The following is a 12504-nucleotide window of genomic DNA, read 5'->3' as shown; positions in this document are numbered from 1 at the left end:
GAGCATGCTAAAGCTGCTCAACGTCGCCCAAACCCACGTCATCAAATGTACACACAAAACGAGCAGTGGTTGTCCAGGATTTCCAGAAAAACCGTATGTTGATTGTGGGCTCGGCGCATATTTCGCTCGACTGATCGACCTGGCAAACCAATTCAACTTTGAAACTATAGTCATAGATCCACGCCAGATTTTACCGCCAAAACCCGGTTCTTATCGCAACCTGCCCACCTGTACCACGCCTGGCCAGCGCAGGTATTGCCCAAGCTTAGGCTCAACCAAGATACTTATGCCGTGTTGCTGAGCCACGACCCTAAAATAGACGATCAGGCATTGCATTTACTGCTACGCTCAGAGGTAGCCTACATTGGTTGTTTGGGTAGCCGTAAAACCCACGCCAAACGCCTCAAGCGTTTAGAGGAAGCTGGTTTTACTTCCGACGAAACCGACCGTATTTATGCTCCGGTGGGGGTGAACATCCACGCCAAAACCCCGCAAGAGATTGCTTTGAGTGTAATGGCACAAGTAGTAGAGATAAAAAATAACGAGGAGGTGGGGTAGCAGCAAACGAAGCATAAGCCAAGTGAAGCATGAACCAAACAAAACAGGCATTGCCACACAGGTACCAACACCCCTTCTGGCGGTTACTTTACTGGAGGAACCAACCCATTTGAATGACAAAAAAAATCTCCGCCTCGGGCAGTGTCTCCACGCCCGATCGAAACTTCGTACTTTGCAAGCTTCAGAGAGGTTTCTCATTTTTTATAAAGAAAGCTCTATTACTTTATGAGCGAAACCAACCCATTTGAATGACAAAAAAAATCCCGGTGAAGCGTAAGACCTCACCGGGATTTTTTATTTATTCTAAAAGCTATTTTTCTTCTTTTACCGAGGTAGGCTGTCCATCTATAAACTCTATGATTTGTACTTTTTTGATGCCCAGGCTTTTCAAGTACTTTCGAAATGCCTGTGACTCTTCGAATTGCTGGAAATTACCCAACAAACGGTAATAATCGTTGGCTTTGTCATTGTCACCAATGCGCACTTTGTAGCTCACCCCTTTGGTGTTTAAGCTTTTGGCTTCGGCCTGTAGAGTTTGTGCCAAAGCATCTGCCATATTTATTCGTTGTCCGTCTTTAAAAGCCACTACCCAGGCTTTTTGTACGCCTAGTTTCAGCAAATAATCTCTCAATGTTTTGGCAGGCAAATAATGATTAAAAAAACCCAAAGTATGCTTCAGCAAACCACCGCGTTCTTCGAGTTTGTACCCTCGCACATTGTTTTGGCGATATACGTCTTGTTGTTGTTTCTGAAAAGCACCTATTTGTACCCTAAACACAATGCCTGTAGCGGCAATCAAAGTATTGGTATTGCCCCCAGATTTTCTCTTAAGACATTCAGCAAGTTGTTTCTCCAGGTCTGCTACCCTCAGCAACAATACTTCTTTCAACTGTTCAAAATCGTACTCTTTTCCTCTTGCTACACGGTAAAGCTGGCGATAAGACGATAACTCCTTTTGGGTAGACGCCAATGTATCTTTCAATGCTTTGAGTTTCCATGGGTTACGCCTTAAGTCTCTGGCTTCGCTTCTCAATGCTTTTCTTTCTTCGCGCGATAGTTCAGGAATGGTGGCCTGAAACGCCAGCAAAAATACCCCAGCGAAGAGTAGTAAATACTTTAAATTGGATAGTTTCATAATTTTGAACCTTATTAATTGCCAATGTCTAAATGGTTTAAACTTTGGGGCGACAAGTGGCGGTTATGTTTGTACTCAAAAAAATCTAAACAACCACAGACGAACGCTTTAAACAAGCGCTCAATTCAAGATAAGTAGGTAGTTCAACTTTGTCGATTACACATACGTTTTTGCAAAAGTAAGAAAATTTGATGACTCAAAAACTTACGCTTTCAAAAGCGTCCATTGCATAAATGTTTGATGTACCGTTTTTACTATACGAAATTAAGAATCCTAAAGTACATTATTTTATCAGATCAATCTCCTAAATGTAAGGGTTTTATGAGACTTTATTCAAAAGAAAGTCCAAAAATCTTGCAAAGCAATCAAGCGCCATATAGTTTTAGATTTTATTCAATATTCATTACCTGGAGATAAAAATATACTAAAATATGCGAATTGTTTTAATTGGCTACGGTAAAATGGGCAAGGTCATAGAAAAAATTGCCCTTCACCGAGGCCACGAAGTGGTAGAGCGAATAGATGTAAGCAATGGGCACCGCCTTGGGGAGCTTACCCGCAACGACGCTGACGTGGCTATAGAGTTTACCCAGCCTGAGTCGGCGTATATCAACACTAAAACTTGTATAGAACAGGGCATTCCGGTGGTATCGGGCACTACAGGTTGGTTAGAGAAAAAACAAGAGGTAGAAGCACTTTGCAGGGCAAAAGGAGGGGCATTTTTTTATGCCTCTAACTACAGCGTGGGAGTCAATTTGTTTTTTCAACTAAATAAATACCTGGCGCGCATGATGAAACCCTACACAGACTACAAGGTAAACGTAGAGGAGATTCATCATACCGAAAAGAAAGACGCGCCTAGTGGCACCGCCATTACCCTTGCCGAGGGCTTGCTCGATACTTTTACCGAAAAAACCAACTGGGTAAACGAAGCGAGCAATCAACCCCATGAACTGCCTATAGTATCGCTGCGTGAGCACGACGTAAAAGGAACCCACACCATTCAATACACATCTAATATTGACGATATAGAAATTAAACACACGGCACACACCAGAGAGGGTTTTGCCAGTGGGACAGTAATGGCTGCCGAATGGGTACACACCAAAAAAGGGGTATTTGGCATGGCTGATATGCTAAACCTGGAAAAATAAGCCCGGAAAAGGGCTAGAGCACAAGGCAGGGAAAAGCGGGCTTTTTCCCTGCTTAAAATTATGAAATATGCCAGTTATACATTAAACTTGTATTTACTTGATTGTAAATGAACTGTTTAGAGTGCAGGAATGGTGAAAAAATAAGTTAACAACTTGGTGGTAGAGATTTTCTTCTGAAATGAAGCTCTTTTTTGAGGCTGTCTCATCATAGATTTAAGAGAGTATTATTCTAAATGCGAGCCATACCTCCAAACTAAAAAACTATTTTTGTCCACTTAAACTTGTTAATCATATAAAAGTATGAGCGTACCACCAATTTCAAATCCGGACAAGGATTTAGACATTGTTCCCCAAGAAAAACAAAAGAAAAAACGTTCGGGTTTTAGCACCTGGGTAAGAACCTTTTTTATCGCTTTGTTACTTGCCATCGTGGTCAAAGTGTTTTTTCTGGAAGCATTCGTCATTCCTTCCAATTCTATGGAAGGCACGCTCAAAACGGGAGACTTCATTTTTGTAAACAAGCTACACTATGGTCCCCGTACCCCCCAAACCTGGCTTCAAATACCGCTTACCCACCAAAGCATGCACATTCCTGGGTTGGGCACCCGCAAAACTTACCTCGATGCGGCCAAGCTGCCTACTACCCGTTTGCCCGGCTACAGTAGCATCAAGCGAGGCGACGTGGTAGTGTTTAATCATCCGCCAAGCAACCACCCTGTCTCCCAAAAAACCCACTATGTAAAACGTTGTGTGGCGTTGGCAGGCGATACAGTAAAAATAGTAGATATGCAGCTGATAGTCAATGGGCAAAAGCAAGGCACTGGTAACAAGGTCTTGTATCAATTTAATTTTGGCACCCAAAGCAAAGGGGGCAACGAGGTGTTGGATAAACAAGGCATCAGTTATGAAGAAGTCAATGGCGGAGGCTATCGCTTTTGGGCAACCCAATCACAAGCCAATGACTTAAGTCAAAACAAGAAGTTTTCGGCCAATGGTGACAAACCTTTGCTCATAAGAGCCAATAAAGAAGTTCGCAATCCACATATTTTCCCTCAAGACGAGGCTTTTGACTGGAACGAGGACTTTTTTGGTCCTTTGATTATTCCCAAAAAGGGGACAGTGATGCCTATGATTTCCCGCAATGTAATTTTGTACAAAGATTTGATTCAACGCTTTGAAGGTTTGAAAAAAGGACGGGTAGAAATCTACAAAAACCAATTGCTGATTGATGGCAAGGTGCAAGAACGTTACACTTTCAAAAACAATTACTATTTTATGTTGGGCGACAGCCGCCACAACTCGCTCGATTCACGCTATTGGGGGCTGGTGCCCGAAAACCATATTGTGGGCAAGGTAGCCTTTACTTTGTTTTCGCTCAGACCCAATGTACCCTGGTTGAGCACTACCAATTGGCTGCCACGTGGCGTGGGCAAATACAAAATCTATCCGAACTTTAGTAAATTTCGCAAAAAACGCTGGTTTAAGGCTGTGAAATGAAGTTATTTAATTACGAATGGATCAATTACGAACCGACTGGAAGGAGCTCTGCGAAGCTAATTACGAATGGGCGCAAAGCGAGGCTTGAAGCTACGGTCTACCGACTACCGACTCTGGACTAAATTACGAATGGGCGCAAAGCGAGGCTTGAAGCTACGGTCTACCGACTACCGACTCTGGACTAAATTACGAATGGGCGCAAAGCGAGGCTTGAAGCTACCGACTAAATTACGAATTTGAGAATTACGAATTACGAACCGACCAAAGGGAGCTCTGCTTTATAATGGGCGCGAAGTAAGGCTAAAAACTACGGTCTACCGACTAAATATTGAGCATAAAAAAAACAGACGCGTGAGCCATCTGCGACAGACTAAAGCTAATGGCTAAAAGCTTTAGGCTTTAGTAACTACCAACTCCAGACTATCGGCTAAATTTATCATATTTGCAAAAAAGAGAAAATAAGTACTATAAAATCGTGGAAACTTGTAGAGCAACCTTTGACTTGCCGCTGAAAGCATCGATATACATCGGCACCCAAGGACTTGTCCCTGCAAAACTGCCATTTAAGGATTAAACTATTTAAAACCAATGTACTGTGAAGTCTATAGCTGCTTACAGTGTAGGGCGCACTTGCGGCTTGCCGCTGAAAGCTTGTCTCTATAGAAACTGCCGACTATAATAAAAAATTAAAACATGCTAGTTGTAGAAAATACTTATATAAGTGACGATGTCATTGAAAACTTTTTTGTTTGTGACTTAGAAAAATGTAAGGGGGCTTGTTGTGTAGAAGGTCACTTGGGTGCCCCGCTCGAAGAAGAAGAACTGCCCAAAATTGAGGCTGTGTACGAAAAAGTAAAGCCTTACCTTACCCCTGAAGCTATAAAGGTGATTGACAAAGAGGGGTTGTATATCAAAGACCATGAAGGGGATTACTCTACCTCTACTATCAACGACCAAGAGTGCGTTTTTGCTTATTACGATGAAAAGGGGTTTTTGAAGTGCGGCATAGAAACGGCTTACCTCAATGGTGAAATAGACTTTATCAAACCCATCTCCTGCCATCTTTACCCTATTCGCATTACCAAGCTCGATATAGAAGAGGCGTTGAACTACCATCGTTGGCAAATTTGCTCGCCTGCCTGCGGACACGGAAAGGCTTTGGGAGTGCCTTTGTACAAGTTTTTGAAAACGCCTTTGGTGCGTCGCTATGGCGAAGATTGGTACAAAAAATTAGAGCAACAAGTGGCTGCCAGGGAAGCAGACAAGTAACCACTGTTTGTTGGTCACTACCAATGAACCAAATCTGCAGCAGCTTGCTGTGATGAGCCCAACGGAGTAGGGTGTACCTAGCCGCTAGAACCTTCCCAGTGCTGTAATGGCTTGCTATATGCCCTTGTAATTTTAGGCAAAAGCAGCTATATCTTCAATAAAATATTTAACTTTCAATTAATTATGTACGAATAGGGTCTATTTTGCGTTTTTGTTATTGAATACCAAGCTTATAGCCTATGGTGAAATATGCAACCCATTGCCCTCAACGATAAGGGTGCCGAATACTGTTTCACCTTGTCCCTTTATCAGGGAATCAGACAACTTTTAGAAAAATTAAATACTAGAATGAAAACTCTTTTTAAATGCTTACTTCCGCTGGTTTGTTTGTTGTTCTGCAACTTTACATACCCCACAAATGCCCCTGTCAAACCTGACGCAAAAACAGAGGATGTTTTTAAGAAAATATCTCAAGACATCTTTAAAGTGTTGAAAAACAAGAACTTTAAGGTACTGGATAAGCTTACACCCAGCCGGGCTATATTGGCAGAGGTAATGAAGAGAATGCCAGAAAGGGACAAAGAACCCTGGAAGGAGTTTAGTTACCAAGAGCTGGAACGCAAAATAAACGATGCGATAAAGAAGCAGGTAAAACGCCTACACGATGACTCAGAGATGTACGGCAGTGATTTTTCAAAAATAAAAATGATTCGCCACTCCCGCCCTCGTTTGAAAAAAGAAAAAGGCTTTGAACAAGCCGAAGGTAGCCTTACCATTAGCAATAGTGGCAACATTATGAATGTAAAATACCACCTGGTAAAATACAAGGACAAATGGTATTTGATGCGTATTTGGCACTAAGCCAAGTAGTACATTTTACTTAAAATATTGATACCAAGCCCGTGAGTACTCACGGGCTTTTTTTATTGCTTATACTTAAAACCTCAAGTTACGCAGGCTTACTTTGTCGTTTTAATTTCTATGATGAGATGGTTGTATTACTGCATTGGTTATGCAACGCATCGCGCAACCATACAGCCATCAAACAATATAAATAAGCAGACCTAGAACTTACTGCGTAACATCAGTTAAAACCACTTGTCATGATTAGCCCAACACTCTAGCTAAGCCACATTTGAATCCCATTTTTTGGACGCAAAGTAATCAAGGGTTCCATTTCTATAGATTGGTTTTCGACCAACTCGAAGTTAAAATTGCTCAACAACAAAGGCAACAAAAGCTGCATTTCCATCATGGCAAAGTGGTTGCCAATGCACATACGCGGGCCTGCTCCAAAGGGTAAGTAATAGTGTCGGGGGCGCTCTTTGACTTGTGCTGGTGCAAACCTTTCAGGATCAAACACTTCAGGGTTTTCCCACAAGTCGGGGTGGTGATGCAAACCATAAATTTCGCAAGCTATGATGGTATTTTTCGAAATATGATGGTCTTGCCATTGATCGGGCTCAATTGCATACCTGCCTATGCCCCAGGCCGGAGGGTACATACGCATGCTTTCTTCTATTACCTGACGAGTATACGTAAGTTGTTTTAGATCGTCAAAAGTCGGCAAGCCTCCTTTTAATACATCCTGGGCTTCTTTTGTTGCTTTTTGGGCAATGTCAGGGTGTTGACTCAGCAAGTACAATGTCCAGGACAGGGCATTGGCAGAAGTTTCGTGCCCCGCCGAAAAAATAGTAATCAATTCATCTCTGAGCAAATCAACTGGCATAGGCTCACCAGTATCTTCATAGCGGGCATCCATCAGCATTTGCAAAAAGTCAGGGTAAGTCTTGCTGTCCTGACGGCGATCTTCTATCAACCGATTGACCATGCCCAGCATAGTATCTCGTTCACGGTTAAACTTACGCAAGCTGCCGTCGAGGTAGTTAAGAGGAATATTCAAAGGATTCATTACTCGCTTTACTACAAACTCTTGTGCATAAGAGATCACCCGGTATATTTCTTTCAGGTCGCCTTCTACATCGGCACTAAACAATGAGCGCATCGCAATTTTTGCGGTGACTCCCATCATCTCCCTGGCAATGTCTACCACCTGCCCCTTTTTTTGGCTTAAATCTTCTAAATACTGTTGAGCTACGGTAGTCATTGCCTCAAACAAGTTCTCAAGATTTGTTTTATGAAAAGTAGGTTGGGCAATGCGTCGCTGTTTTTTCCAAAGCTCACCTTTGCTCGTGATCAGTCCTTGCCCCAGTAGCATGGCCAGTTGCTCGTAAGTTTGGTCTTTGGGGTAATTTCTATGATTGGTCTGTAATACGTGCTTGATTAGTTCAGGATCGGCAGTCATGAGTACCTTGCTGCCTGGCACTGCCACATAAAACGTATGGCCTAAGGTTTGACGTTTTTCTTCAAAGAAAAGTAAGGCATTTTTCTGTAATTCAAAAGCACTTTTAAACAACCAGTGTCCCTGATAGGTGGGTATTTCTTGGGTGGTAAATGTCATTTTATCTTATTATTAGTGGTTGGTAACTATTTCTTTACTGTTATATGGTGGGCAATGAGGCAATAGTGCCAGCAGGCTTTTGGCATCAATGACAGCCCACATACTCAAGCAAATTTGCAAAGATAAAGTTTAGTGAGTTAGCAACCCAAAAAAGTTTGATAAGATTCAATGACCAGCACAACACGGCAGATAGATAGATTCAGAGTTTTACCCCAATCACCAGTATATCGTCTACTTGTTCCTGGTTTCCTTCGTTAATCCAATCGGTCAGGGTCTGGTCTAATACCCGTTTTTGTTCCGCTGCTGGTTGGTCGTGCACCGAGTGTAACAAATTACGAAAGTTTTTCCGTTGAAATTTCTTAATTTTTTTGCCCCCAAACTGGTCTTGATAACCATCCGAAAACATGTAAAGACTCAGGCTTTGGCTGTTAGCATAGTCAATTTCATGTTTTTTAAATACCCTTGGTCCTTTCTCCCAATCCCATTGAGCGCCCCCTACTGCTACCTTATCGCCTTTGATTTGGCACAACTCTCCATCTTGTACATACACCAAAGGATTGTGGGCTCCGGCAAACTGAATCTTTTTATTGGTTTTATCTATTACACACAGCGCCATGTCCATTCCATCATAACTGGTGGTTTCATTTTGTCGCAAAGTACGCTGGATGTTTACATGAATTTCGTTGAGAATTTCATCGGCGTGTAAAATCTGGTGGTAATGGATAATGCGTGACAAGACAGAGTCGCCCAGAATCGCCAAAAAAGCCCCTGGCACCCCGTGTCCGGTACAGTCAATGGCTGCTACTACGATCTTATCCCCTACTTCTCTAAACCAGTAAAAATCTCCGCTTACAATGTCGCGAGGCTTAAAAAATATAAATGAGTCGGGCAATGACTTCTTAATTTCTTCAGGGTGAGGCAACACCGCTGCCTGAATGTTGCTGGCATACTCGATGCTGTTCAGAATATTTCGGTTTACTTGCTGCAAATCAGAGGTTTGTTGTTTGAGTACCTGGCTCACATCCGCCAATTTTTGGGTTTTATTTTCAAGCAAACGACGTTTTTCTTCTATTTCGTATTGGTATACTTGCGAGCGTACAATAGACTTGATACGGGCATGTAGCACCAGGTTGCGGGTGGGTTTGGTGATAAAATCGCAGGCGCCTGCCTGTAAACAATCGGCTAAACTCGAAGATTCACGATTTTTAGTCAGTAGTATGATGTCCGTTTCTTTGTAATGTACGTTTGTTTTTATTTGTCTTACTACTTGCACTGCCTGAGCACCTAATATGCCCAGGTCAAGCATTAATACAGGAAACATACCCTTTGCCAGTTGGTCAAACAACTGACGAGGCGTGTTTACATAGGTAAAATCATACGCTTTGCTATCTGCCAGGCGGTTTATCTGGTGAATGAAGAGTGGGTCTTTGTCCAGAACAAGAATATTGGCCATGGGGTAGAATAAATTTAGAAGATGTACTTACAATAGTCCATAGTATTTAGTCGATGGTCCATAGCTGATTTGAGTAAATGTTTACCTTGTTAAATGCTGTAAACCAGTATTTTATATGAAGATTGCGTACTCACTTTATTTTTAAAAGTGTTTCGGTTTTATGCCTAAACACCCCATTAAATAGTTTTTAAATTCATCAATGACTGATCACCAGCAAACAACTTTGACTAAAATCACTGCGGAGTATTGACTTAGCAACGGACAAAAAATAACTTCTCTATTTAGGAAATGATCTTTACCACCAATACTTCGTTATTTTTAGCCTTTGGTACAGCAAAACCCTGCCAAAGGCTAAATACCTCGTCTTGGCAGCAAATTTCTATCTCCAAATGAATATTTTATTTTTCAACCATTACTTAGTAACGTATTCATAATAACTGTCCGGTTTAGAATAAATCCGCTTTACTGCCTTTCGTTACCCCAGCAGTTCCGCCGAGACTGCGAGTTTTTATTGCCCGTAGTACCGTCCCACGGTCTGGCTCAACATCCCCCGGATGTTGCCTTGAGCGCAAAAACCGATGGCTAAAGCTTCGCTTTGCCGAGCTCTGCCAAAGGCTAAATGCCTCAGTTAGTTGTGCGTATTTGTCCTAAAAACCGAAAAATTATTTTGAGCACGTTGCTTAACGTTTGTTTAAAGTTCATTGAATAAGTACTCTAAACACAAAAATTTAACCGAAGGAGGTTTGCCTCCAAGCTCTGCGAAACTAAACAAGCGCTTCATTAAATCGTCTATGTTTTAGGAATAAACAAAATAACTTTTCCCTGATAAATCAGGACTCTAATCTATACAAAAACCCTGCTCGCTCTGATGCAGCCCTTGACTGAAGCAAAATAAAGCTTTTGTACATGACTTATAATCATAGGTGGCACCAACATGACTATAATACAATTATACATAAAAATACAATGGTTTTCTATTGATTTTATACAAAAACGGCCTTAAAAACCATTATAAAAATATACATTTATGACTATGAGTCACTATTTGACTTAAAAACACTGAATACGCAATGATAGCAACTAAACAAGATTCTTGGTTTCAGAATATTACCACAGTATTTCGCCAACGAAAAAAACGTAAAAAAAAGCTGGGCATAGTGCTTTGTGGCGGGGGTGCCCGTGGCATAGCCCATGTAGGAGTACTCAAGGCACTGGAAGAGTATGGCATCTTTCCCGATATGGTGGCAGGCACTAGCATGGGAGCCATCGTAGGCGCCATGTATACTGCCGGAAAATCGCACGAGGAAATGATGGCATTGTTGGGTAAAGTACGGTCGCACAAAATAATAAGGGTAGGACTACCCCTGGGAGGTTTAACAGACCTTACTTACCTCAAAAACATTATCAAAGAACAGATTCCAGAAGACTCGTTCGAATCATTGGTAAAACCTTTACATGTGTGTGTGTCTAACTTAAACACAGGACATTACGAGATTTTCAACAGTGGAAAACTCTCCTCTGCGGTCATTGCATCGGCAGCCATTCCGTTGATATTCAAACCCGTCAAAATCAACGATCAGTCTTATATAGACGGAGGAGTACTAAACAACCTGCCTGTAGAGGCCATCAGAGATTTGTGTGATGTAGTAATTGGGGTAAATGTAAACCCTAATACCGCCGAAAACAAGGTGTCATCGATGTGGGGCATTGGCGAACGGGTGTTTGACATGCACATGGCAGCCAACGTAAAGTCAAGGCTGGCAAAATGCGATGTGGTAATAGAGGTTCCCAATGCGTTGGAATACAACATTTTCGATTTTAGAAAAGGTCATTTGCTGGTAGAGTTTGGCTATAATGACACGCTTGCCAAGATACCCGAAATTGCCCAGGAGATTGAAGTAAAGTTGGCGGATTAATTGTAAGCATACACATTTTTCAATCAGCTGGTAACACTGATGGAGAGGCAATCATTACCCCAAGCCTATCCACTCAAAAGCAGTAGTGCCTTTGCCCTAATTACGCTCGAAGCTATGATCTAAGTGGTAGAAACCCCTAAGTATTGACTCAAGAAAAAGCAAGGTAAAAGGGTAAAAGATTGTATATTTGTATCCATATATGGCACGATACCAACTTGTTTCTAAAGAAGAGTATCAGCATACAATGGCTGATGTACCACTCCCCTCTCCTACTCAATATGAGCGTTTCGCCCAGCACTTGATGGATGTACACAGCTGGTATAAACACTTATCGCTTCGCTATGGTGGACACTTTATTGTGTTTTTGCACTCAAGTGCAGGTGCTGTTTACCCTACCCAACACCCTAGTTTACCTTTTGGCAACCACACCGAGGGCTACCACAAGGCTTTTGGGTATTTATCGTATATGTATGTGTCGAACGCCCGCCGAAAACTACATTATTCGCGCGACGATGAGGACACTTTCAGGGCGGGCGAAGTACTGGTACCACTCACTGCCGATTTACTGTCAATGACTAGCTTTGTACTTTATCCGTATGTCAATCATAATGGCTATGAAAGCATTTTGAATGGCTATGCCGATCGCCAACGAGATTTGGAGGATTGGCACAATGGAGTTTTTACATTGCCCGATCAACAACTGTTTGCTTCATTTGTGCACCTACACCAACAAACCGATGGTGCCTTGAATGGGCTCGAAAATAGCCTATACCAAGAATATATTGACGCCTCTCCTACTCGCCTCTCCCCTTTATTTAACCAATACCCTCAACTCCGTTCGATTAAAGTACTACAGCAGAAAACTCAGGCAGCTTACGAATCATTGCGCCAAAGTGAATATGATAAAATTATGCTTGCGCTGAAAAATTTGCAAAAATACCTGAAGCACACAAAGTGAGTAAGCCTTGGTTTTGTTTATTCACAAGTTAAAAACCTTTTTTGCAGGAACTAACTTACTGATAATGAATAATCAAGATTAATTTACATAAAACTATGATAGT

Annotated in this window: 10 protein-coding genes; 7 read left to right on the top strand and 3 right to left on the bottom strand. The window is 41.9% G+C overall.

Going from position 1 to position 12504, the window contains the following annotated elements; translation table 11 throughout:
• Window positions 1-228 precede the first annotated feature (228 nt).
• Window positions 229-558, top strand: a complete 330-nt coding sequence (locus M23134_RS35420; protein ID WP_262492931.1) for an XdhC family protein — start codon at window positions 229-231, stop codon at window positions 556-558.
• Window positions 559-868: 310 nt separating this feature from the next.
• Here M23134_RS35420 and M23134_RS39460 read toward each other — a convergent pair whose 3' ends face one another.
• Complete coding sequence (locus M23134_RS39460; protein ID WP_002705343.1) at window positions 869-1693, bottom strand: hypothetical protein; 825 nt, start codon at window positions 1691-1693, stop codon at window positions 869-871.
• A 431-nt stretch (window positions 1694-2124) separates the two neighbouring features.
• Here M23134_RS39460 and dapB point away from each other — a divergent pair, with 431 nt between their 5' ends.
• The 4 genes from dapB to M23134_RS35395 all read left to right on the top strand — a co-directional run bounded on the left by dapB (window position 2125) and on the right by M23134_RS35395 (window position 6474).
• On the top strand, window positions 2125-2847 hold the full coding sequence (gene dapB / locus M23134_RS35410) for a 4-hydroxy-tetrahydrodipicolinate reductase (RefSeq protein WP_002705341.1): 723 nt from the start codon (window positions 2125-2127) through the stop codon (window positions 2845-2847).
• A 300-nt stretch (window positions 2848-3147) separates the two neighbouring features.
• A complete protein-coding gene (lepB, locus tag M23134_RS35405; protein ID WP_002705338.1) occupies window positions 3148-4344 on the top strand; it encodes a signal peptidase I in 1197 nt (398 codons plus the stop codon).
• A gap of 693 nt (window positions 4345-5037) precedes the next feature.
• Window positions 5038-5613, top strand: a complete 576-nt coding sequence (locus M23134_RS35400; RefSeq protein ID WP_002705334.1) for a DUF3109 family protein — start codon at window positions 5038-5040, stop codon at window positions 5611-5613.
• Window positions 5614-5961: 348 nt separating this feature from the next.
• Window positions 5962-6474: a hypothetical protein gene (locus M23134_RS35395; protein ID WP_157558809.1), complete on the top strand. Its 513-nt coding sequence runs from the start codon at window positions 5962-5964 to the stop codon at window positions 6472-6474.
• A gap of 259 nt (window positions 6475-6733) precedes the next feature.
• On the opposite strand, the gene M23134_RS35390 is transcribed toward M23134_RS35395, so the two are convergent.
• Together M23134_RS35390 and M23134_RS35385 are read right to left on the bottom strand one after the other, a co-directional pair.
• A complete protein-coding gene (locus M23134_RS35390) occupies window positions 6734-8074 on the bottom strand; it encodes a cytochrome P450 (protein WP_002705330.1) in 1341 nt (446 codons plus the stop codon).
• Window positions 8075-8273: 199 nt separating this feature from the next.
• The gene (locus tag M23134_RS35385) at window positions 8274-9527 is read right to left on the bottom strand and encodes a SpoIIE family protein phosphatase (RefSeq protein ID WP_002705329.1); all 1254 of its coding nucleotides are present in this window, start codon (window positions 9525-9527) and stop codon (window positions 8274-8276) included.
• A gap of 1070 nt (window positions 9528-10597) precedes the next feature.
• Between M23134_RS35385 and M23134_RS35380 the strand changes: the two genes are divergently transcribed.
• Window positions 10598-11443, top strand: coding sequence for a patatin-like phospholipase family protein (locus M23134_RS35380; protein ID WP_002705328.1), 846 nt, complete (start codon window positions 10598-10600; stop codon window positions 11441-11443).
• Between the two features lie 199 nt (window positions 11444-11642).
• Window positions 11643-12401 (top strand): hypothetical protein, encoded by a 759-nt coding sequence (locus tag M23134_RS35375; protein WP_002705327.1) that lies wholly within the window; start codon window positions 11643-11645, stop codon window positions 12399-12401.
• Window positions 12402-12504: the final 103 nt, after the last annotated feature.

The organism is Microscilla marina ATCC 23134, assembly GCF_000169175.1.
Classification (GTDB): Bacteria; Bacteroidota; Bacteroidia; order Cytophagales; family Microscillaceae; genus Microscilla; species Microscilla marina.
The sequence above is the reverse complement of the archived record's forward strand: the minus strand, read 5'-3'. Positions and strand labels throughout refer to the sequence as shown.

Excerpts from the sequence above, each read along its gene's own strand:
- M23134_RS35390 (WP_002705330.1), bottom strand. The coding sequence starts at position 8,074 with ATGACATTTACCACCCAAGAAATACCCACCTATCAGGGACACTGGTTG.
- M23134_RS35380 (WP_002705328.1), top strand. The coding sequence starts at position 10,598 with ATGATAGCAACTAAACAAGATTCTTGGTTTCAGAATATTACCACAGTA.
- lepB (WP_002705338.1), top strand. The coding sequence starts at position 3,148 with ATGAGCGTACCACCAATTTCAAATCCGGACAAGGATTTAGACATTGTT.
- dapB (WP_002705341.1), top strand. The coding sequence starts at position 2,125 with ATGCGAATTGTTTTAATTGGCTACGGTAAAATGGGCAAGGTCATAGAA.
- M23134_RS35395 (WP_157558809.1), top strand. The coding sequence starts at position 5,962 with ATGAAAACTCTTTTTAAATGCTTACTTCCGCTGGTTTGTTTGTTGTTC.
- M23134_RS35385 (WP_002705329.1), bottom strand. The coding sequence starts at position 9,527 with ATGGCCAATATTCTTGTTCTGGACAAAGACCCACTCTTCATTCACCAG.
- M23134_RS35400 (WP_002705334.1), top strand. The coding sequence starts at position 5,038 with ATGCTAGTTGTAGAAAATACTTATATAAGTGACGATGTCATTGAAAAC.
- M23134_RS39460 (WP_002705343.1), bottom strand. The coding sequence starts at position 1,693 with ATGAAACTATCCAATTTAAAGTATTTACTACTCTTCGCTGGGGTATTT.
- M23134_RS35375 (WP_002705327.1), top strand. The coding sequence starts at position 11,643 with ATGGCACGATACCAACTTGTTTCTAAAGAAGAGTATCAGCATACAATG.